22 protein-coding genes are annotated in these 21,271 nt (G+C 70.7%); 4 read left to right on the forward strand and 18 right to left on the reverse strand.

The features are described from left to right. From ASF65_RS07065 to ASF65_RS21650, 3 genes are all read right to left on the reverse strand, one after another. On the reverse strand, positions 1 to 1,455 hold a 1,455-nt coding region (locus ASF65_RS07065), incomplete at its 3' end, for a methyl-accepting chemotaxis protein (protein ID WP_055887194.1). A gap of 267 nt (positions 1,456 to 1,722) precedes the next feature. After that, on the reverse strand, positions 1,723 to 2,688 hold the full coding sequence (locus tag ASF65_RS07070) for an ROK family protein (protein ID WP_055887196.1): 966 nt from the start codon (positions 2,686 to 2,688) through the stop codon (positions 1,723 to 1,725). Positions 2,689 to 2,705: 17 nt separating this feature from the next. Continuing rightward, on the reverse strand, positions 2,706 to 3,716 hold the full coding sequence (locus ASF65_RS21650) for a hypothetical protein (RefSeq protein ID WP_055887198.1): 1,011 nt from the start codon (positions 3,714 to 3,716) through the stop codon (positions 2,706 to 2,708). A 119-nt stretch (positions 3,717 to 3,835) separates the two neighbouring features. On the opposite strand from ASF65_RS21650, the gene ASF65_RS07080 reads away from it, so the two are divergent. After that, positions 3,836 to 4,840, forward strand: a complete 1,005-nt coding sequence (locus ASF65_RS07080; RefSeq protein ID WP_055887305.1) for a LacI family DNA-binding transcriptional regulator — start codon at positions 3,836 to 3,838, stop codon at positions 4,838 to 4,840. Positions 4,841 to 4,871: 31 nt separating this feature from the next. Here the strand turns inward: ASF65_RS07080 and ASF65_RS07085 are convergent, their stop codons facing one another. The 13 genes from ASF65_RS07085 to ASF65_RS07140 form a co-directional block, all read right to left on the reverse strand. After that, positions 4,872 to 5,663, reverse strand: a complete 792-nt coding sequence (locus ASF65_RS07085) for a transporter substrate-binding domain-containing protein (RefSeq protein WP_055887201.1) — start codon at positions 5,661 to 5,663, stop codon at positions 4,872 to 4,874. An 18-nt stretch (positions 5,664 to 5,681) separates the two neighbouring features. After that, positions 5,682 to 6,599 carry an isoaspartyl peptidase/L-asparaginase gene (locus ASF65_RS07090; RefSeq protein WP_055887203.1) on the reverse strand — a complete coding sequence of 306 codons (918 nt, stop codon included), beginning with the start codon at positions 6,597 to 6,599 and terminating at the stop codon, positions 5,682 to 5,684. A 7-nt stretch (positions 6,600 to 6,606) separates the two neighbouring features. Further along, positions 6,607 to 7,341: an amino acid ABC transporter ATP-binding protein gene (locus ASF65_RS07095; RefSeq protein ID WP_055887206.1), complete on the reverse strand. Its 735-nt coding sequence runs from the start codon at positions 7,339 to 7,341 to the stop codon at positions 6,607 to 6,609. 1 nt (position 7,342) lies between these two features. Continuing rightward, positions 7,343 to 8,014 (reverse strand): amino acid ABC transporter permease, encoded by a 672-nt coding sequence (locus ASF65_RS07100; RefSeq protein WP_055887209.1) that lies wholly within the window; start codon positions 8,012 to 8,014, stop codon positions 7,343 to 7,345. Further along, complete coding sequence (locus ASF65_RS07105) at positions 8,014 to 8,685, reverse strand: amino acid ABC transporter permease (protein WP_055887211.1); 672 nt, start codon at positions 8,683 to 8,685, stop codon at positions 8,014 to 8,016. Before ASF65_RS07105 ends, ASF65_RS07100 begins: the two co-directional genes overlap by 1 nt. Before the next feature lie 145 nt (positions 8,686 to 8,830). Beyond that, complete coding sequence (locus ASF65_RS07110; protein ID WP_055887308.1) at positions 8,831 to 9,895, reverse strand: SDR family oxidoreductase; 1,065 nt, start codon at positions 9,893 to 9,895, stop codon at positions 8,831 to 8,833. Positions 9,896 to 10,085: 190 nt separating this feature from the next. Then, complete coding sequence (locus ASF65_RS21295; protein WP_156369202.1) at positions 10,086 to 10,247, reverse strand: hypothetical protein; 162 nt, start codon at positions 10,245 to 10,247, stop codon at positions 10,086 to 10,088. Between the two features lie 78 nt (positions 10,248 to 10,325). Next, positions 10,326 to 13,160 (reverse strand): EAL domain-containing protein, encoded by a 2,835-nt coding sequence (locus ASF65_RS07115; RefSeq protein ID WP_055887214.1) that lies wholly within the window; start codon positions 13,158 to 13,160, stop codon positions 10,326 to 10,328. Between the two features lie 47 nt (positions 13,161 to 13,207). Further along, positions 13,208 to 14,707, reverse strand: a complete 1,500-nt coding sequence (locus ASF65_RS22265) for a FecR family protein (RefSeq protein ID WP_055887217.1) — start codon at positions 14,705 to 14,707, stop codon at positions 13,208 to 13,210. Positions 14,708 to 14,892: 185 nt separating this feature from the next. After that, complete coding sequence (locus ASF65_RS07125) at positions 14,893 to 16,050, reverse strand: glutathionylspermidine synthase family protein (protein ID WP_055887220.1); 1,158 nt, start codon at positions 16,048 to 16,050, stop codon at positions 14,893 to 14,895. A 2-nt stretch (positions 16,051 to 16,052) separates the two neighbouring features. After that, the gene (locus ASF65_RS07130) at positions 16,053 to 16,631 is read right to left on the reverse strand and encodes a DUF1190 domain-containing protein (RefSeq protein WP_055887222.1); all 579 of its coding nucleotides are present in this window, start codon (positions 16,629 to 16,631) and stop codon (positions 16,053 to 16,055) included. An 11-nt stretch (positions 16,632 to 16,642) separates the two neighbouring features. Then, positions 16,643 to 17,044, reverse strand: a complete 402-nt coding sequence (locus ASF65_RS07135) for a DUF350 domain-containing protein (protein ID WP_055887224.1) — start codon at positions 17,042 to 17,044, stop codon at positions 16,643 to 16,645. Positions 17,045 to 17,086: 42 nt separating this feature from the next. Then, a complete protein-coding gene (locus tag ASF65_RS07140) occupies positions 17,087 to 17,752 on the reverse strand; it encodes a DUF2491 family protein (protein WP_055887226.1) in 666 nt (221 codons plus the stop codon). A gap of 95 nt (positions 17,753 to 17,847) precedes the next feature. On the opposite strand from ASF65_RS07140, the gene ASF65_RS07145 reads away from it, so the two are divergent. Together ASF65_RS07145 and ASF65_RS07150 are read left to right on the forward strand one after the other, a co-directional pair. Then, positions 17,848 to 18,273, forward strand: coding sequence for a DUF2170 family protein (locus ASF65_RS07145; protein ID WP_055887227.1), 426 nt, complete (start codon positions 17,848 to 17,850; stop codon positions 18,271 to 18,273). Continuing rightward, positions 18,270 to 19,016 carry a PspA/IM30 family protein gene (locus tag ASF65_RS07150; RefSeq protein ID WP_055887229.1) on the forward strand — a complete coding sequence of 249 codons (747 nt, stop codon included), beginning with the start codon at positions 18,270 to 18,272 and terminating at the stop codon, positions 19,014 to 19,016. The genes ASF65_RS07145 and ASF65_RS07150 overlap by 4 nt, the downstream gene beginning before the upstream one ends. 88 nt (positions 19,017 to 19,104) lie before the next feature. Here ASF65_RS07150 and ASF65_RS07155 read toward each other — a convergent pair whose 3' ends face one another. Further along, positions 19,105 to 19,986: a DNA starvation/stationary phase protection protein gene (locus ASF65_RS07155; protein WP_055887232.1), complete on the reverse strand. Its 882-nt coding sequence runs from the start codon at positions 19,984 to 19,986 to the stop codon at positions 19,105 to 19,107. A gap of 103 nt (positions 19,987 to 20,089) precedes the next feature. Continuing rightward, entirely contained in the window at positions 20,090 to 20,653 is a 564-nt protein-coding gene (locus tag ASF65_RS07160) for a cytochrome b (RefSeq protein ID WP_055887235.1), read from the reverse strand. Positions 20,654 to 20,752: 99 nt separating this feature from the next. Between ASF65_RS07160 and ASF65_RS07165 the strand changes: the two genes are divergently transcribed. Further along, complete coding sequence (locus ASF65_RS07165; protein ID WP_055887239.1) at positions 20,753 to 21,181, forward strand: plastocyanin/azurin family copper-binding protein; 429 nt, start codon at positions 20,753 to 20,755, stop codon at positions 21,179 to 21,181. The last annotated feature ends 90 nt before the right edge of the window (positions 21,182 to 21,271 follow it).

The raw sequence follows: 21,271 nt of genomic DNA on the forward strand, positions 1-21,271 counted from the left end.
AAGCTCGCGGTGGCCGGCGTTCTCGTCTCGGTGCTCCGGGACGAAGCTCGCGGTGGCCGGCGTTCTCGTCTCGGTGCTCCGGGACGAGCGCGATGCCAGGAGGTTCGTCTGGAAGGCGATCTCGTCGATGACCCCGATGATGTTGCCGATGCGCGCCGAGGACTGCTCGATCTCGGCCATCGCCGACACCGCSCGGCCGACGATCTCGCCGCCCCGCTCGGCCTCGCGGCAGGCGGTGGACGCCGACTGGCGGGCGGCATCGGCGCGCTGCGCCGTCTCGCCGACGCCGCGCGTCACCTGGCCGAGCGCTGCCACGGTCTCCTCCAGATTGGCCGCCTGCTGCTCGGTGCGCTGGGAGAGATCGCCCGCCGCGACCGTGATCTCCGACAGGCCCGAGCGCATCGCGCCGACCGCCGAGACCACCTGGCCGATCGTCGTCTCCAGCTGCACGACGGCGCGGTTGAACTCGGCGCGGATCGGCTCGAACTCCGGCGCCACCGCCTCACCCATGCGCACCGTCAGGTCGCCCGCCGACAGACGCGCGAAGCTCGTCTCGACGAGGCCGACAAAGGCGCGAAGGTCCTCGGCTTTGGCGTTATCCAGCGCCGACTGGCGATGGAGGCTCTCGCGCTCGTGCCGCTGCCGCGTCTCGGCTTCGGTCGCCTCGCGGCGGGCCTGGTCGCCGAGGAAGCTCTGGAAATCGCCGACGGCGCGCGCGATCTCGCCGACCTCGTCGCGGCGGTCGGCACCCTGCAGGCGCTCGTCGAGATCACCCTTGGCCAGCGCCCGCATGGTGATGGACAGGAGCCGGATCGGCCGCGAGATCGCCAGCGCCACGAAGGCCGCGAGCCCCGCCGAGAAGACGACGCCGACCCCCATCAGCGCGAGGAGGATGCGCTGGCTGAAGGACTGGACGCCGTCGGCCCGCTGGTTCTCGCGCGCCACCATCGCGTCGATCGCCGTCGACGCCGTTTCCATGCGTCCGGCGAGGACATCGAAGCGCTTGAGGAAATCGTCCAGCGCCGGCTGCGCGATCGTCTCGCCGCGGCCGATGCGCTCGACGATCGCGCTGGCGGCGGAGCTGTAGTCCTGAAGCGGCTGGACGAGGTCGCCGAGGACGGCCTGCATGTCGGGCGCCGTGGCGAGCTGGCGGTTGCGCTCGATCGCGGCGCGGAACTCGGCGGCGTGTTCGGCGGTCTCCGACCGCACCGTGGCCTGGTCGATCGCGTATTGCCCGCTCTGGCCGACGATCGCGGACAGGACGTCGGCGCGCAGCGCATCGTGGATCATGTCGGCCTGCATGTGGTTCTGCAGGATGTCGCCCGCCTGGTCCGACGCATCGAGCGCCGTGCCGAGCCGCTCCATCGACCAGACCCCCATGCCCGTGCCGCCGACGACGAGCACGAGGACGGCCGCGCTGGCGGCGAGGAGCTTCTGTCGAATGGTGTGCAGCATGACGGTCCCCGACAAGACTGGAAGCTCTTGAGAGGGTGGAGTCTGCACGACGAATTTAAAAATTTAGGTAACTGAGGGTTGTCGCCGGAGACGTTTCGGACCGTGGGCGGCTGAGATTAGGCTCCCGGCGATCTTGTCGAGCGCCTGGGGCCCCGGCGAAGGGAGCGGTCGCGCCTCGTGCGCCGAAGCGGTTTCCGACACCACGTGGGGTGACCCTCGCTCCAACCCTATGATGGACGGCTCGTTCGGCGTTTGGCCCGAAGTTCGTCAGGCGACGGGGGACCTCTCCGTCTCGTGCAGCCACTCCTGCGCGCGGACGGCGGCCCCGAGCAGTCCGGCGTCGTCGCGGAGGCGCGAGGCGGCGATGTCCGGCACCTCGTGGCCGGGCAGAAGGCGGCGGCGCATGGCGGCGCGGATGTCCCCCAGCATCAGGTCGAGGGCGTTCGAGACGCCCCCGCCCAGAACCACGCGTTCCGGCGCAAAGGCATGCTGCACGTTGACGAGACCCGCCGCGAGCCAGGCTGCCTCCTCGCCGAGAAGCGACAGCGCGACGGGGCATCCCTCGCGCGCGGCGCGCGTGACGATCTCGCCGGTCGCCGGCGCACCGGCCGCGCTTGCGGCCAGTTGCGACGCCGGGTGCCGCTCGACGGCTGTGCGCGCCGCGCGCGCCAGCGCCGTGCCGGAGGCGACAGCCTCCCAGCAACCTTCGTGGCCGCAGGAACACGTCGCACTCCGGTCGGTGATGCGGGTGTGGCCGACCTCGCCCGCCAGCCCCCGGTATCCCCGGACCAGCCGGTTGCCGACGACGAACGCGCCGCCGATTCCGGTGCTGATCGTGAGATAGGCGAAATCGGCGATGCCCCGGCCGGCCCCGAAGCGCCATTCGCCGAGCGCGGCGACCTTGGCGTCGTTCTCGAGGACGGCGGGAAGACCGGTGCGCACCTCGATCTCGGCGGCGAGCGGGATCGCGGTCCAGCCGGCCAAGGCGGGAATGTCGAGGACGAGCCCCCGCCCCGGATCGAAGGCGCCGGGAACGCCGATCCCGACGACCGCCGTATCCGGGCGGCGCACGGCGGCGATCAGCGCCTCCATCTGCCCGATCACCGCCCGAACGCCCCCGGCCCGATCGACGGGCGCCGCGCGGCGGTCGAGGATGCGGCCGGCCGCATCGATCGCCGCGACGCGAAGCTGCGTGCCGCCGAGGTCGATCCCGATCGTGCTCCCGTCCGCCACCGCCTCGCCCCCGTCCGTCAGGCCGTGACCTTGGTGGTGCGCTGGGGGGTGCCGATGCCCTCCGCGATCGTGCGCCGGGCGACGGCGATGTTGAGGTGCTGGAGCGCGAGGATCATGCTGGCGGCGGCCGCCAGCCCATCGCCGCGTCTCAGCGGCACGTGCACCGTGCCTTCGATCGGCGCGTCGCCGGACGCATCGAAGACGACGGTGGCGCATCCCGCCGCGACGCAGGCCTGCGCCAGCTGAGCGACGCCGGCGCGGTCGGGCCCGAGGCTGCGGAACAGGACCACGCCGAGCCCAGGGCGCAGCACCTCGAACGGCCCGTGGCGGAACTGGCCGCCCTCGAAGCCGATCGTCGGAACGCGGGCAAGCTCCATCATCGACAGCGCCGCGCTGTCCGCAACGCCCGCCATCGCATGGCGTCCGGCGAAGATCATGGCGTCGACCCCGGCGAGCGCGGCATCGGCGGCGTCGATCGCGGCCGGATCGGCGGCTTCGGCCAGGCTCGCCCGCAGCGCGTCCTGCGGCGCGCCCAGCGCCTCCAGCACGGCGCCGTGCATCGCGAGCGTCAGGACGATCGAGCGCGAGGCGGCAAACGCCCGCTCGGTGCCGCCGGCCGCGACGATCGAGGCGCGCGCGCTGCGCGCAAGCGTGCTGTCGCCCTCGAGCGTCAGCCCGAAGCGCTCCTCGCGTCCGGGCCCACGCTTCAGGAGGTCGCGGATCTCGCCGGACTCGCCGGACTGCGAGACGACGAGCGCGGCGCGCGCCGCGTCGGGCAGCGGCGAGAGCAGCGCTTCCGAGGCGTTCATCGCGCGCGCGTCCCAGCCGAGGTCGCGGTAGAGCGGCTCGGCGATGCGGTTGACGTGGTGGGAGCCGCCCATCGCATAGAGCACGATGCGGCCGGTACGGCGCACGGCGTCGGCAATCCCAGCGGCGACCAGCGCGCCGGTCTCGATCGTCGCCAGCGCGTCGGGCCCCTGGCGGCGCATTTCGTCATACATGAGGTCGAGGCCGGGATGCTCGGTCATCGGTGTTCCTGATTGGGTCGGGGGGAAGAACGAGACGGCCGGAGCGCGTCGTGTTGCGCGCGAGCGCCCGTCGGCGCATGGAAGAGGGCGGGCGCGAGCCCGATCCGCCGGGGCGATCCTTGACCGAACCCAGAGACGACAAGACCGGACGGCCGACGCTGGCCGACGTGGCCGCGCTGGCCAAGGTCTCGCGCGCGGTGGTCTCGCGCGCGCTGTCGTCCTCGCCGCGCCCCGTCTCGGCCGACAAGCGCGAGCGCGTGCTGCGGGCCGCCGAGGCGCTCGGCTACCGGCCGAACCCGCTGGCGCAGAGCCTGACGACGAAGCGCGTCAACCTCGTGGCCGTGGTGGTGAACCACATCCACGACCTGTCCGACCTCGATCTCTTCGACCGGCTGCTCGGCGAGATCCAGGCGATCGGCAAGCAGGTCCTGCTTCTCAAGGTCGGCTCGGTCGACCGCGTCGAGGCGTTCCTGCGCGAGGGCGTCGCGCATCATGTCGACGCGGCGCTGGTCTGGTCGGACTTCGCCGATGCCGCGACCGTGCGACGGATGTTCCGCTCCGACCTCGTGGTGATGATGAACGGGCGGCACGACGCGCTGTCGCCCGCCGTGGTGCCGGACGAGGCCGTCGGCATCCGCGAGGCGGTCGCCCATGCCCGGCGCCACGGCGTGCGCCGCGCCGCGCTGGTCACAGGCCGCGCCTCCTCGCACATCGAGGACGAGCGCATCGCCTCCTATCGCGCGGCGCTCTCGGCGGAGGGCATCGTGCTGGAGTCCGTTCTCCAGGGCGACTATTCCTATGCGAGCGGGCGCGCGGCAGCCGCCGCGTTCCAGGGCGGACCGACGCCGGATGCGGTGTTCTGCACCTCGGACGCCATGGCCATGGGCGTCCTCGACGCCTGCCGCGCGTTCTTTGCCGGCGACCACCCGAGCCGCTTCCGGCTCTTCGGTTTCGACAATCTCAGCATCACCGACCACGACGCCTATCCGATCAGCTCGATCGGCTTCGACAAGGCCCGCTTCGTCGAGCACATCGTGCGCTTCGTGGTGCATCCGGAAACCTTCGTGCCCGGCTCGCCGCCGGTCGGCGTTCCCACGCGCTTCTTCCCGCGCGCGACCGGGTGAGACCCGGCCGCGCTGGGCGAGTGGCGTGGCCTTACCAGAGCGGGTTCAGCTTCGGCGGGTTGGCGTTCTCGCCCCACCACTTCTTGTAGTTCGCCTCGTAGGCGCCCGACTGGACGTAGTCGGAGACGAACATGTCGAGCCAGCGCACGAACTCCGGATCGCCCTTGGCGACGGCGATGCCGATCGGGTCGTTGGAGTAGAGGTCGGGGAGGGTCACGAGCTGATCGTTCTGCGTGGCGAGATAGTCGACCAGCGAGGAATCCTCGACCGCGGCCTGGACGCGGCCCTGCTGCAGCTGGAGGACGCCGTCGGGGGCGAAGTTGTCGACATAGGCGATCGTGGCGCCCGGCGCCTCGCGCTTGATGAAGGCTTCGCCCGTCGTACCGCGGCCGACCACGACGCTCTTGCCGGCGAGCTCGGCCAGCGAGGCGATGCCGGCGTCCTTGCGCACGATCACCCGCAGGCCCGCGCGGTTGTAGGGGATCGAGAAATCCACCGTCTTGGCGCGCTCCAGCGTCGCCGAGGTGTTGGCGACGACGATGTCGAGCTGGCCCGAGACGAGCATGGAGATGCGCGCGTCGCCCGAGACGTCGGTCAGCTCGACCGGAACGCCGAGCTTCTCGGCGAGGCGGTTGGCGACGTCGACATCGTAGCCGACGGGGTTGCTTTGCGGGTCGCGGAAGCCGATCGGCTCGCCGCCGAGCGAGACGCCGATGCGGACCTTTCCGGCCGAGCGGATGTCGTCGATCTTGCCGGCCGCGGCGGGCAGGGCCGCGCCGGCGACGAGCGCGAGCGCGGCGATGGCAGTCAGGATGCGCTTCATGGACTTCTCCCCTTCTCGTTAAAACACCGTTGCCGGCCGAAGTTCGGGTTCGGCCATCCCGTCGGTCCAGAACCAGTAGCGGATCTCGCCCTCGCACCGGAAATTCACCACCTCGTGCCCGCCCCGCGCATCCACCGCGTGGATCACGACGCCGGCGAGGAAGCCCTCGCGAAGCTCGGCAAGGTCCTCGACGGCCAACCGCACGGCATCGTGGAGCGAGTGCCCGAGCCGCATGGCGAGCACGATCGAGCGCGCGGTGCCGCAGCGCATGGTCATCTCGCCGGTATGGGTGCACGCGGCGGCGCCATAGCGGCTGTCGGCATAGAAGCCGGCACCCGGAACGGGCGAGTCGCCGAGCCGGCCGGGATATTTCCAGGCCCAGCCGGAGGTCGAGGTCGCGGCGTGGATGCCGGCCGCCGGGTCGGCGCTGAGGAACACGGTCGTGTCGCGCACGCGCTCCGGGTCGGTGATGGTCCGGCATAGCGGCGCAAGGGGCAGATCGGGGAAGCGGGCGAGTTCGTCCGGCGAGAGTTCGCGCTCGAGACGCTCCCACCAGACGCGGCGGCTGTCCTCCAGAAGTGTCGCATCCATCGGCATGCCGATCTCAGTGGCGAAGCGCCGGGCGCCCTCGCCTGTCAGCATCACGTGCGGCAGCCGGCGCATGACCTCCAGCGCGAGCCTTGCCACGGGCACCGTGTCCGGCACGGCGCCGACCGATCCGACCTCGCGCGTCGTCCCGTCCATCACGGCCGCGTCGAACTCCATGACCCCCAGCATGTTCGGCCAGCCGCCGTAGCCGACGCTGCGCACCGTTTCCTCGCGCTCCACGAGGCCGATCCCCTCCACCATGGCGTCGAGGCTGTTCCGCCCCGCGCGCAGGCGATCGACGGTGGTGGAGAAGCCCGGCCAGGCCTCGGCATTGGCGACGAGCAGCATGTCGGCGTCAGTCCCTGTGCATCTTGGAGAGGAATTGCGCGATGCGCGGGTTGGCGAGCCCGCCGGCCGGGCTGAAGAACTCGGCCGTTGGTAGGTCGACGAGGAGGCGCCCGGCGTCGAGGAAGACGATGCGGTCCGAGATGCGCCGCGCGAACTCGATCTCGTGCGTGACGAAGAGCATCGTGGTGCCGCCGCGCGCGAGCTCCCCGAGGATCGCCAGCACCTCGGCGGTCATCTCGGGGTCGAGCGCGCTCGTCACCTCGTCGAGGAGGAGATAGCGCGGCTCCATGGCGAGCGCGCGGGCGAGCCCAACGCGCTGGCGCTGGCCGCCGGACAGCTGAGCGGGATAGGCGTCGGCGCGCGGGCTGAGGCCGACCGAGGCGAGGATCGCGCGCGCCTGCGCTTCCGCCTCGCGGCGAGGGCGTTTCAGCACCTCGACCGGCGCTAGCATGACGTTCTCGACCGCGGTCATGTGCGGGTAGAGGTTGAAGAGCTGGAACACGGTGCCGGAGCGCTTGCGCGCCTCCGCAAGCTCGCGCGGCTTGGAGACGTCGAACTCGTCCACCGTGATGCGCCCGCCGTCGAGCCGCTCCAGCCCGTTGATGCAGCGGATGAGGGTCGACTTCCCCGAGCCGGAACTGCCGAGGACGGACACCACCTCGCCCGGCCGGATCGCGAGATCCACCCCGTCGAGCACGGTGGTCGCGCCGAAGACCTTGCGAACCTTGTCCACCGTCAGCATGTCAGAGCCCCCGCCAGGCGTTGTGGGCGCGCAGGCGCCCCTCGAGGCGCGCGCCGAGATGGGCGACCAGCTTCGCCGCGACGTAGTAGAGGAGCCCGACCACGGTCCAGACCACGAAGGGCTTCAGCGTGCGCAGGTTGAGGATGTTGCCGACCTTGGTGAGATCGGTGATGCCGATCACCGAGATCAGCGAGGTGACCTGCAACTGGTTGACGAGAAGCGCCACCAGCGGCCCGATCGCGAAGGCGACCGCCTGCGGGGCGATGACGCGTCGCAGCACCTGCCAGCGCGTCAGCCCGAAGACGCGCGCCGCCTCGATCTGGTCGCGCCCCACCGCCTCGACGCCCGCCACCGCGATCACGAAGACGAAGGCCGCGGTGTTGGCCGACAGGGTGATGATCGCCGCCTCGACCGGCGTGACGTTGATCTTGAGGAAGGCGGGCAGGCCGAAGAAGACGAGGAACAGCTGGACGAGGACCGGCGAGTTCTTGAGGAGTTCGGCAAGGAGCGTCAGCGCCTGCGAGAGGACCGGCACGCGGTAGAAGCGCACCACGGCCCAGGCGACACCGAGCACCAGCCCGATCGCCGAGGTCGCGAGGAACACCGCGAGGCTGGTGCCGAGCCCCTGCGCCAGCAGCACCGCGTCATAGGGCGTGAAGCTCGTGTAGCGCATCAGGCGACGTCCTGCGCAAGGCCGCGGTTCATGCGCCGGTGCAGGAGTTCGACCGCCACCGAGACGGCCCAGGTCATCGCGGCATAGGCGACGAGCAGCACGGCATAGACCTCGAAGGGCCGGAACGTATCGGAGGCGACGATGCGCCCGGTTCCCGTCAGCTCGTTCAGGGTGATGGCCGAGAGGATCGAGGATGTCAGGATGAGATTGACCAGCACCGAGCCGAGCGGGCGGATCGCGGTGCGCAAGGCGATCGGCAGGACGATGCGGGTGAAGATCACCCGGCGTGGCAGGCCCGACACCTCGGCCGCCTCCAGGATGCCGGGCTCGATCGCGAGGATGCCGGAGCGGATCGCATCGGAAGCGAAGGCGCCGCCGGAGATCGACAGGGCGAGGACGCCGGTGGTGAAAGCGTCGATGAAGACGCCGATCTCCGGCAGGCCGTAGTAGAGGAAGAAGAGCTGGACCAGGAACGGCACGTTCCGGAACAGGTCGACATAGACGTAGGCCGCGCCGCGCAGCCAGCGCGAGGACGAGGTGCGCGCGATGGCGACGATCATGCCGAGGATCGTGCTGCCGAGGATCGCGAGCGCGCAGACCTCGGCGGACAGGATCGCCCCCTGGCCGAGCGCCCCGAGATACGGCGTCAGAACCGACAGATCCAAAGACACGTCCCGCCCGCATGAGTGAAACCGATTTCAATGTGGAAGCGGGCGCGGGATCTTGTCAAGCGGCCGGGGTTCGGACCTGAGCGCACCACCCCGCAGGCGCTTCGGCTGCGGGGTGGTCGCGCGGGGTGGTCAAAGCCGTGCGACGTTACGGGATCACCCGATCGGCGCGCAGCTGCGCGAAGAGGTCGAAGAAGGCGTCGTCGGTCGGCTGGTAGTCGAGGAAGCCGAGGCGGCGCGACTTGCCCATGTCGGTCATCACCTCGAACGGACGGCCGAGGTCGGCATCCGTGTGCCAGGGCGAGGCGAGACGATCGAGGTCCGCTTCGGCCAGCCCCTCACGCTCGGCAATGCGACGCCACACCGGCGCGTCGTCGCGCATCTGATCCTCCAGCGGGATGACCGTCCCGTCGAACGGGGCCGCCTCCAGCCCGAACCAGTCCGCGATGCGCGCCCACATCCACTTCCAGCGGAAGACGTCGCCGTTGACGATGTTGAACGCCTCGTCGGCGGCTGCCGGCGTCGTCGCCGCCCACAGGAGATGGCGCGCCAATTGGCTGGCGCTCGTCATGTCGGTCAGCCCGTTCCACTGCGCCGCCGAGCCGGGGAAGCGGAACGGGCGGCCGGTCTCGCGGCAGAGCGTGGCGTAGACCGCGAGCGTCGTGCCCATGTTCATCGCGTTGCCGACCGCCTTGCCGATCACCGTGTGCGGGCGGTGGACGCTCCAGCTGAAGCCGTCGCGCCGGGCGGCGGCGAAGACCTCGTCCTCCTGCGCGTAGTAGAAGTTGGCGACGTCGAGCCGGCCCTGGCTTTCGCGGAACGGGGTCTCGGGCAGCTCGCCCTTTCCGTAGGCCTCGAAGGGTCCGAGGTAGTGCTTGAGGCCGGTGACGAGCGCGACGTGGCGCACCCCGCCGCCTGAGGCGCGCAGGCCGTCGAGGAGGTTGCGCACCATGCCGGCGTTGACGCGGATGTTCTCGGCCTCGGTCGGCTGGCGCAACCAGGTCGTGATGAAGACGCTGTCGGGACGGACGTCCGTCAGCGCCTCTGCCGTTCCATCCGCATCCTGCAGGTCGGCGGCCACGGGCCGGACGCCCGGCTGCTCCACCGGCCGGCGGGCCAGACCGTGCACCGTCCACCCCTCCGACAGGAGACGCGAGGCCGTCGCGCTGCCCACGATCCCGCTCGCACCCACCACCAGCGCTGTCTTCTTCATCATGCAACTCCTTGATGCGAAGAGACCAAGGTGGGGCAGGACACGGCAAAAGCCCGCCGGGCGTCGCGGCTTTCGGCGCGCGCCGACGTGGTAGGGGCAGAAGAGGCGACGCCGCCGCAGACGGCAAGCCGGCCAAGGGCGGCAGCGAAGGGCGCATGCGGCCGGCTCCCGGCCGCCCGCACGCCGGTCGTCAGGCCGAGCGCTTCACGCCCCGGCACTGAGCCTCGGAGGCTGCCTGGTCGAAGCCGTCCATCCAGCAGTTCCAGGCTTCGGTGTTGATGTCGTAGGGGTTCTCGTGCCGGGCCTTCCCCTCGTCGTGAGCCTTGCGGCCTTCCGCGTGCTGCGCAGTCATGCGAACGTCTCCAATGCGTCCCCTGCGACGTTTTGGCAGACAATTGAGATCGTTTGAAGGCTAAAGACCGCGCGTCGTCTAAACGAGCGCGGGCATCGCCCGGCGTTCGGTCCCTTCGAAGCGCTCGCGCTCCTCCCCGCCCCCGGCAAAGAGCGCGCTCGCCCGCTCGATGTCCAGCGGCCTGGAATAGAGGTAGCCCTGCCCCTCGCCACAACCGAGCTCGCGCAGGATGTCGGCCTGATTCGGCGTCTCGACGCCCTCGGCGATGGTACGGATGCCGAGCCCGTCGGCCAGCACCACGACCGAACGCAGGACCGCCATCGAATGCCGACTGCCGGGAATGTCGGTCACGAAGCTGCGGTCGATCTTGATCTTGGCGATGGGAAAGCGGTGGAGGTAGCCGAGCGAGGAATAGCCGGTGCCGAAATCGTCGAGCGCGAAGGTGACGCCGAGCGCCAGAAGATCCTCGAAGATCCCCGCGAGGCGATGGTTCTCGCCGACGAAGGCGGACTCCGTGATCTCGAGTTCGAGACGCCTCGGATCGAGCCCCGACGCCGCAAGAGCCGAGCGCACGGTGCCGACGATGTCGCCGGTGAGGAACTGCAGCGGCGACACGTTGACGGCGACCTTGATCGTCTCCGGCCAGCGGAGGGCGTCCCGGCAGGCGGCGTGGAGAACCAGGGCCCCGAGCCTGTGGATCAGGCCGGTCTCCTCGGCGACCGGAATGAACTCCGCCGGCGAGACGAGGCCGCGCTCGGGATGGCGCCAGCGCACCAGCGCTTCCGCGCCGGTCCAGGCGCCGCTGCGAAGGCCGATCTGCGGCTGGTAGGCGAGTTCGAAGGCGCCGGCCTCGATGGCGTCTGTGAGATCGCGCTCCAGCGCTAGCCGTTCGAGGCGCGCGGCGTCCATCGACAGGTCGAACTCGACCACCGGCCCCGCCGCCGTCCGCTTCGCCTGGTAGAGGGCGACGTCGGCCCGGCGGCGCAGCACCGACGCGTCGCGGCAGCCGTCGACCTCGGCGGCGATGCCGACGGAGGTGCCGATCGAGATGCGATGCCCGTTCACCTCGTACGGGCGCCCGACCTCGGCGACGACGCGCTCGGCCAGACGCCGGGCGCGTTCGCGGTCGGCCGAACGCAGGAGCACCAGGAACTCGTCGCCGCCGATGCGGAACACGGTGGCCTCGGGCGGCAGCGCGGTCGCGGCGCGGCGCGCCGTCTCGGTGAGGACAGCGTCGCCCGTCGCGTGGCCGAGCGCGTCGTTGACCCCCTTGAAGCGGTCGAGGTCGAAGGCGAGAAGCGCCACGGGCGCCCCGTCCGCAGCCAGCGTGTCGAGTTGCTCCTCCAGCGCCCGGCGGTTGGGAAGACCGGTCAGGCTGTCGTGGAAGGCGGCAAAGCGCAGCCGCTCCTGCGCCCGCTCGCGGTCGGTGACGTCGTGGAGCACGAGACTGGCGTAGCGCAACCGATGACCCTCGCCCCCGGCGCGCCGGCGATCCTCCAGCCAGAACGGCGAGACCGCGTATTCGAGGATGCGTGCGTCGTCGGCATCGCCCTGCCGCGCGATGCGGCGGACCGGCGTTCCGCGCGAGCCGGTCTCCGGCGTCGAAGCCATGGCCTCGCGGACGGGTTCGACGAAGGCCGGCGGCAAGTCGGCGAGGCTTCCCGGCGCTCCGTCCGGCGGCAGATCGAGGAGGCGCCGCGCCACGTCGTTGATGCGCATGATGCGCCCCACTTCGTCGACGATGACGATCGCGTCGAACCCGTCGTCGACCACCCGCTCGAGAAGGCGCGCCGTGTTGCGCGTCTCGACCCGCGAGACCCAGAGCCGGAACTGGCGCAGATCGAACTCGCGCACGAGGCTCCAGAGCGCCACCGCCGCGACCGAGAGCTGCAGCGCGGCCGTCTCGATCATCACCGCGCGATCGAGGTAGAACCAGGCCGCCACCGCCTCGAACGCGAGGGCGGCGAGCGCTGCGGCCAGGAGGCTGCGGCGAAGGCCCTGCCGCACGGCGAACCACACGCCGAGCGCGAGCACGAGCGGCACGAGGGCGAGCGGCGGCTGCCAGGGGACCAGCGCGCGGCCCTGCTTGAGCGTCTCGGCCGCCAGGGCGATCACGGTCGACCCGGAGACGATGCCGGCGCCCGGCACGGGAAACAGGTCGTGAAGCTCGATCGCGCTCGCCCCGACGATCAGGGTCTTTCCCGCCAGCGCGCCGTGCGCGATCCGGCCGTGGAGGAGGTCGACGAAGGACACGCGCGGTATCGAGGCGGCATCGATCCCGTGGTCGATGCCGAAGTCGTCGGTTCCCGCCTCGCGGCCTGCGAGCACCGCCGGCATCGAGCCGATCGTCTCGCCGTCGACGTCGATACTCAAGGGAAAGCGCCTCACGCGCCCGTCGTCGTCCACCGGCACGTTGATCGAGACCGGCCAGGAGGCCGACAGGAGCGTTGCGATCGGCATCGACGCCAGCATCGCGCCGGAAGCCGGGTCATGCTGGACGAAGGCGGCGAGGAAGGTCTCGGGGCCGGCGGAAGCGAGCGCCTCGGCGAAGGCGGCGTCGTCCTCGGGGCCCGTGCGCGCGGAGAAGTCGACGTCGAAGGCGACGCGCGCGGCGCCCGCCTCGGCCGCCGCATGGAGGAGATCGGCGTGAAGCCGGCGCGGCCAGGGCCAGACCCCGACCTCGCCGAGGCTCCGGGCGTCGATGTCGACAAGGACGATCTCGCCGGAGGCGGCCTGCGATCCCAGCATGAACCGGGCATCGGACAGGGCTTTGTCCAGCGCCGCGGGAACGCCGGACAGGAGGGCTGCGGCGAGGCAGGCGGCGACGACGAGGAGCGTCGCCAGCGACCGGATGTCCGCCACCGTCAGACGGGCGGCGCGGCGGCGGATCGTGCGGATCGTCGGGCTCGGCATCCTCGTCACACTCCTGTCCCGCGATCCGCCGGGGTGGCGGGCGTCAGCTACTTGGTTGTGCCGCCGAAGCCGCTCGGCCCGTTGCCGTTGTTGCCCTTGCCGCTGCCATTGGCGAGGGCGCTCTTCGGACCACCGTTGCCGAGGCCGTTGCCATTGTTGCCCTTCCCGTTGCCGGGAGCGCCGTCACCGTTCGGTCCGCCGTTCCCCTTGCCGTTGCCGTTGTTGCCGCCGCCGTTGCCGTTGTTCCCCTTCGGACCATCCTTGCCGGGGTCGCCCTTGTCCTCGCCACCGACCGGGCCGGCGGCTCCGGGTCCGCCCTTGTCGGAACCGTCGTGGTCTTTGCCGTCCTTGCCCGGACCACCGGCGGCCGGTCCACCCTTCTCCGGGCCATCCTTGTCGGGTCCGCCCTTATCCGGGCCGCCCTTGCCGGATCCGTCGTGGCCGGGGCCGCCCTTGCCCGGACCCGCCTTATCGGGTCCGCCCTTGTCGTTGCCGTCGGCACCCGGCCGGCCGGCGGGGCCGCCGTTCTGCGGGCCGCCCTGGCCGGGCTTGCCCGCGCCCGCCTCGTTCCCGCCGGGGCGGCCGTCGCCGGTTCCGGTTCCCGTCGTGCCGCCGAACCCGTTGCCGCCGGTGCCCGCACCGGTACTGCCGGCCGGGCCTGCGCCGGTGCCGACGCTCTCGCTGTTGCTCGCCGCCTGGCTGCGCGCCTCGCCGCTCGGCGCATTGGTCTCGGCGACGCTGCTGCCGATCGACTGGCGGTCGCGACCGTTGGAATCGGCGCCGCCGAAGCCGCCGGAACTTGCCGCATCCGACGAACGCGAGGCGCTCGGGCCGTTCGCGGTACCATGGGTGGAGGCGGCCGCGTCGCGGCTTGCCGACGTGGCGGCGGATTGGGCCGCTTCCGGCGCCTGCGCCGCGCGGAAGCTCTGGAGCGCCTGGCCGACCGGGGCGACGCTCGGCGCGGCCGGCTGGCCCGGCGTCACGCCCGGCGCATTCACGCCCGCCGTGTGAAGGCCGGACGTCGCGGCCGACACGCTGGCGCGCTGCCCGGCGGCGATCCCGGCCGTCTCGCCCGTCTTCAGGTCGCTCACCTGCACGAGCCCGCGGTCGACGCCGATCTTGGTGTCCGTCTTGGTGACGCTGATCGTGAAGGCCGTTCCCTTGACGACCGCCGCCATGAACGGGGTCTTCACGGTGAAATGGGGGGCCGAGCGCTTCTCGATGTCGAAGGCGATGCTGCCGGTCTGCTGCAGCACCTCGGTCTTGGAGCTGAAGAAGCCCTTGGGCTGCACCATCGCGACGCTGCCGGGCCCGAGGGTCATGACGTTGTTCTCGCTCGACAGACGCACGCGGCCCGACTTCGCGGTCGCGATCGTCAGACCCTCGGGGATCATCATGCCGGCGGTCAGGACGTTGCGCTTCTCGTTGCTTTCCATCGCCCAGGCCGTGCCGCTGACGCGGTCGACCCGCCACTCGCGCGCCCATCCGACATCCGCCTGGAAAAGCACCACGAGCAGGAGGAGAAGGGCGGACAGACGTGCGGACATCGGGTTCGAACCTTGGCTTCGATCCCGATCACCCTGACGGACGAACACGAGGACGGGCCTAAGCGAATCCGTCAAATTCGCCCGATCCCCGCGGCAAATCGCGCAAACCCCCTCAAACTTGCGGTCGCGGGCACCAAACGGGCCGGGCGGCCGGGTCGTGGACGCGCGGCGTGAAGGCGACCCCGTCAGCCCTCGATCGCGTGCGGCACGAAGCGCGACAGGTTGCGGGTGATGCGCGAGCGGTCCTCGCGGATGCCGAGTCCCGCCGCCCCGTTGCCGACGATCCAGGCGCCGAGGACGGCGAACTGCCCGTCGACCTCGAAGAGCGGCGTCAGTTCCTGGACGATGCGGCGTCCCGCGCCGTAGTCGCCGCCCGTCGCCTCCGCCTCCTGCCCGCCTTCGAGGATCGCGATGTTCTCGCCCTCGCGCGAGAAGAACGGCTTGCGCACGGAGCGCTCGAGCGAGCCGGCGCGCGGGTCGTCGTCGAAGAAGGCGGGCAGGAGGTTGGGGTGGCCGGGATGGCGTTCCCAGAGGAGCGGCAGGATGCCCTTGTTCGACAGGATCGCCTTCCACGGCGGCTCGACCCACTGCGTTCCCGAGCCCTCGAGATGGCGCGCGAAGGGCTCGCGCATCATGTCCTCCCACGGATAAAGCTTGAAGCAGCGGTCGATGACGCGCTCGTTCGGATCGGTGAAGCGGCCGAGCGCGTCGACCCCGATCGAGCCCATGTCGATGAGGGCCGTGTGGTGCCCGGCCTGCACGGCGCAGTCCATGAGATAGGCGGCCGTCCCGCGGTCCTCGTCGCTCGCCGTCACCGCCGCGAAATGGAAGATGCGGTCCGCCGGAAACGCGGCGAAGGCCGCGACGAGGCTCTCCTGCAGGAGGTTAAACTGGTCGGCGTCGCCGGGCAGGCGCCCGAGCGCAATCTGGTCGGTCAGCCAGTTGTGCTGGAAGTAGGCCGCCTCGAAGATGCCGGTCGGCGTGTCGGCGTTGTATTCGAGAAGCTTGGCGGGCCCATGCCCGTCATAGGCGAGGTCGAAGCGGCCGTAGAGCGAGGGCTCCCGCTCGCGGAACGACCGGCGCACGAACTCGAACTGCTCCGGCGGGATGTCGAGGCGCGCCATCAGCGCGTCGGACGCGGCGACCTCCGCCGCAAGGTCGAGGCAGAGCGCGTGCAGCGCCTGCGTCGGGGCCTCGATCTCCGCCTCGATCTCGGCGAGGCTGAAGCGGTAGTAGGTGTCGTCCAGCCAGTAGGGCTCGCCGTACATTTCGTGGAAGCCGAAGCCGACGGCCTCGGCTTCCCGCTGCCAGCCCTCGCGCGGCGCGATGCGTCGACGCTCCACCCTCAGCCGCCGGAGGAGAAGCCGCCGCGGCTCGACGACAGGCCGCCGAAGCCGCTGCGCGAGACGGTGCGGGTGTTGACGTTGGCGGGCCGCGGCGTCGCGGTCTGCGTGCCGATCACCGGGTCGGAGCGGTAGGCCGTGCCGTTCCGGCCGGTGAAGATCGGCGTCGGTCGTGTGTAGGAGCCGCCGCCGACATAGCGGCCGTAGGAGTTGTAGTCGGTCATCCGCTGCACGGCGGAGGAGATGAGATAGCCGGTCATGAAGGGCAGGAAGAAGCTGCCGCCGCCGGTGCCGCCGGCCTGCTCGCGCGGCACCTCCATGCAGCGCCCGGCGCCGTATTCGGTCTCGCAGGCGGCCTTGCCGTCGAATTTCGGCGCGTCGCGCAGGTGCTGGCTGAGCGCCGTCTGGTACTCGGCGTTGCAGATGCCTTGGTCGAAGCCGGCTTCTATGCACTGCGCCGGCGAGGTGAAGAGCGTGTTGTCGGAGGGCTCGTCGCCGCAGCCCGACAGCGCCAGACCGCCGGCGGCGATGGTGCCGAGCGCCAGGAGCGGCGGCCGTTGGGAGAGGAAGCGTCGGGTCATGGCCGCATCCCTCAGTAGGTCATGCAGGCGGCGTTGAGCATGCCGATCGCCAGCGAGATGCCGGCCGACCACAGGCCGCCCGCCATTTCGCCATTCGTGATCCGCCGGGGAAGCCCGCGCATCGTCAGGCAGGCGACGGCAAAGGCGATCGCCTGGAACACGGCGCCGATGAACGCCCAGATCACGAAGTCGGCGAGCGAGACGGAGTTCGCCGCGGCCGAGGCGAGCGGCAGCGAGAAGCCGAGGATCGCGCCGAGAAAGGCGACGACGGCCGTCGCGTTGCCGGTGCGGATCAGCGTCAACTCGTGCTGCGGCGTCAGGGCGGAGTAGACGACCGAAAAGGCGGCGAGCGAGCCGAGCCCGGTGGCGAAGTAGGCGAGAAAGGCCGGCAGGCCTGCGACGTAGCCGAACATGCTGCGGGAGGTCCTTGTGTCAGAAGAAGGGGCGCGCGGGGATCACAGGCGGCGCACGTCGGCCGCCATCAGGCCGTAGCCGAGGATGAACTCGATCGACGCCCCTTGCGAGGCCCCGGTGCCGAGATCACGCTCGATGTTGATCAGCAGCATCTCGCGCGCCTGGCCGAGCGGGCGGGCGTAGAGCATGCAGGACTGGTGGATCTCGCGCCGGCTCTGGCCGTCGTTCACGGTCTCAACGAACTCCACGAGGTCGGCGCGCCCCGCCCCATCGCCCCAGAAGCGCTCGAAGACGATGCCGTCCGCGTCGTAGCGCGGCTGGCCGATGAGGCCCGAGGGCCCGCGCCAGCGCGCCCAGTCCGCCGCGCCCGCCGGCACCACCGAGTCCCACGGCTGGTAGAGGCTGACGTCGAGAAGTTCGTCGCCGGGCGCCGCGGACGTCGAGAGGACCTGGAGCATCGTGTTGTCGTCGGCGTAATAGCGCGAGAGGACCGTCTGCGGGTCGAGCCGCGCCTCGCCGTAGGCCGCGACCAGCATCACCCCGCCGGCCGGCAGCGGCATGGCGGGCTGCGCCCCCGCCGTCATCGCCTGGAGGCTGAGCGTGTCGATCTCGATCCCGCCACCGAGGGCGACGCCGAGCGGCCCGTGTTCCGCGGGCAGCGCCGCCGGGCTCTCGCCCGATCCCCAGCCGAAGAAGCGTCCGATCATCCGCGTCCCACCTTGTGCCGTTCGCTGCAACCCTTATGACATGCCGGCCGCCCGACGGAAGGGCGACGACGGTTCGAGACGGGAGTTTGAGAGACATGGCGAACTGGAATCTCGCATCCCTGACGGAGCTTTTCGCCTCCGATCCTCCGGCGCTGGGAGACGTCGACGTCTCGATTGAGGGCGACGTCCTGCGGGTCACCCTGAAGGAAAAGGGCCATCTCGACGTCTTCGTCGTCGCGGGCGGCGAGCAGATCCTCGCCAGCGTCATGCTGGCGCCCGCCGACAGCGTGCCCGAGCGCAGCGCCTTCGAGCGCCTCGCGCTCAAGACGCACAAGCTCGTGCCGCTTTCCACCTTCGGCATCTCGATCGTGAACGGGCAGGAGTGGTACGAACTCTTCGGCTCGCTCTCGGCCCGCTCGTCGGCCGAGGTCGTGGTCGAGGAGGTCGCGGTGCTCGCCGGCAACGCCGAGGACGCGGCCCGCCTCATCGAGGAATGGCGCAACGGGGAGATCGCGGAATGAGCGTCTGGGGCAAACTCTTCTCGGCCGTGCGCGGCGGCATCAACGAGGCGGCCGAAGGCGCCGCCGACACGCAGGCGCTGCGCATCCTCGACCAGGAGATCCGCGACGCCGACAACGCGCTGCGCAAAGCGCGCTCGGACCTCGCCGGCATCATGGCGACGGCCAAGGCGCTCGGCCGCCGGGTCGACGAGGCCCGCGCCAAGGACCAGAAGGACCTCGAATCGGCGCGCGCGGCGATGGCTGCCGGCCGCGAGGACCTTGCCCGGCAGCTCGCCGACCGCATGTCGCGCAACCGCGCCGACATGGCCCGCGACGAGGCCGAGCTGCAGCGCCTCCAGGGCGCGCAGTCGCAGATGCTGCGGGCCGTGCAGGACACCGAGACGCGCATCCAGACGATGCGCCGCGAGGTGGAGGGCGTGAAGGCGAACGAGTCGCTCCTGCAGGCGCAGTCGGCGATCGCCTCCAGCCATGCCGGCGTCAACTCGCGCCTCGGCAGCGCGATGGAATCGCTCGAGCGCGTCAAGAAGCGGCAGGAAGTCATGGCGGGGCGGCTCGAGGCCGGAGCCGAGCTCCAGGCGCTGCAGAGCGGCTCGTCGCTCGATCAGGCGCTTCTGGAAGCCGGGATCGGCGGCAACCGCTCCTCGTCCGACGACATCTTCGCCGAGATCACGCGCGGCGACCAGCCCCAGTCGATCGGCGTCGAGCGCCCCAGCGCCACGATCACCTACGATCCCAAGCGGTAAGGATTGCGGGCGGCCTCGACGGCCGCCCTGTAAACTCGACGCCGGACGAGATCGCCCGGCGTCGATCGGTCAGGCCAGAACTCGCGCCTTACTGCGCCGTCTGCCTGTTGAGCTGCATCGGCGCCTGATTGGCGGGAATGTCGATCGCGCGGCCCTGGTTCAGGATCTCGCCGTTGCGCTGGTCGGTCGGCGTCGACTGGACGTAGGCGCGCATCATCCACTGGTACTTGTCGAGGCTGCCCTCGACCTCCTGCAGGATGTTGGAGGTCTCGGGGTCGTTCTCCTCGGACGCGAGGATGCCGCCGCGCACCTCCTCGCCGACCTGCTTGTAGGCCAGCGTGAACCAGCGCACGATCTCGGCGTCGTCGACGAAGCCGCCCGGAAACTCGGGGAGCGACGAGGTCTGGACGATCGTCGTCGCGCGCCCGTCCGACGAGACGCCGATCGCGAGCAGGCGCTCGGCCACCGTGTCGGCGAGCTTGCCCCAGGCCTCGTGCTGCTCGTCGAGCTGCTCGTGCAGGGGGTAGAAGAACGGGCCGCTGACGTTCCAGTGCGCCTGCTTCGTCTGGAGCTGCAGCGTCTGGAGCTCGGTAAGCGTGTTCTGGAGCGCGCGCACCGACGCCTTCAGCCCCTCCTCGCCGCCGTTCGGCGAGACGAAGGGGGCGGAGCTCACCTGGTTGTTGGGGAACGGCGCTTGATCCTGCGGCAGCGCGAGCGAGGCCGAGGAGGAGGTCGACCCTTCAGAGCCCAGCCGGCGGAGGGCCGGGGCGAGGTCCTTGCCCTCGGCGGACGCCGCCGTGGACGACGGCGTCGCTTGCGTTCCGCCGGACGAGGCGGCCGATGACATCGGGGTGGAGGACTGGGTCTGGGCCGGGGCCTGCGTCCCGCTCTCGGCCTGCGCCAGCGCAGGCAGCGCCGTGCCGGACAGGCCGGCGAGAAGGAGGGATGCGGAGAGAAGCGTCGTGCGCATGAGGTCGCCTTGCTTTGGAGGATGCCTCCACAAGGCCGCGGGAATCCAAGCGGTTGCAGCTATACGAAAGCGTATAGAGGCGGACGCGCCCGCCCCGCCCCCGTCACCAGATCCGCATGCGGTTCAGGAGACCGTCGCGCCGGATGAACTGGTGGTTGAGCGCACCCGCGACATGCAGCGCGGTGAGCGCCAGGATCGCCCAACCGATCGTTCCGTGGAGCTCGAAGAGCTGGTCGCTCCGGTCCTCGTTCATCGCCACGAGATCCGGTAGCGCCAAGCCGAAGAACCGGATCGTGTCGCCCGACAAGGCCGAAGCGTACCAGCCGACGAGCGGCATGGCGACGAGGAGCGCGTAGAGCAACGCCTGCACCAGCGTCGCCAGACGCGTCTCCCAGCGCGGCGTGTCGCCGGGCAGCGGCTCGATCGGATGGGTCACGCGCCAGGCGATGCGCGCGGCGACGACGACGAGGATCAGGAGACCGAGGGACTGGTGCAGGGAGACGAGCGACGCGGCCGTGTCGCTCGGCCCCAGCGCATCGAAGGTCCAGGCGAGAGCGAACATGATGGCGAGCAGACCGGCCGTCAGCCAGTGCAGGGACCGCGTGGCGAGAGGGAGCGGGCGCGGGCGGCGCGTTGCCGCACCATCGGGCCGGGAGATTACGAACATGTATAGTTCTCGCCATTCGACAGAAATATTGTCTCCCTATTTATGACCGAAGGCAGGTTGCCGTCAAATATCGCAGTCCGTCATAACTGGAGAAATACAATGAACTTCTCTCGTCTTGCTCTTGCCTCCGGCCTTCTCGCGGTGCTTCTCCCCGCCTCGGCCTTCGCCGCCGAGACGGTCTCGGTCCAGCTCGTGGGCGAGCGCGGCGGGCAGATGGCGATCAAGCTCGACAAGACCGAGGTGCCCGCCGGCGAGGTGACGTTCGAGGTCGCCAACGTCGCGGCCAACACGCCGCACGAGATGGTGGTGATCAAGCTCGACAAGCCGGGCGAGACGCTGAAGGTCGATCCCGCCAAGAACCGCGTCGACGAGAAGACGCTGATGAGCATGGGCGAGGTGTCCGACCTCAAGGCGGGCCAGTCCGGCAAGCTTACCGTCAACCTCAAGCCCGGCGCCTACGAGCTGATCTGCAACATCAAGGGCCACGTCGCGGCCGGCATGGTCGCCATGTTTACCGTCAAGGGCTGACGCCCGGACCGCCGCCTCGGGGACGGGGTCGACGCTCACCGGGAGCGTGGCCCCTTCCCGTCCGCAGAAGCCACGGCGCAGCGGCGCCAG

Origin of the sequence: Aureimonas sp. Leaf324, from assembly GCF_001423245.1 — a bacterium.
Taxonomy (GTDB): domain Bacteria; phylum Pseudomonadota; class Alphaproteobacteria; order Rhizobiales; family Rhizobiaceae; genus Aureimonas.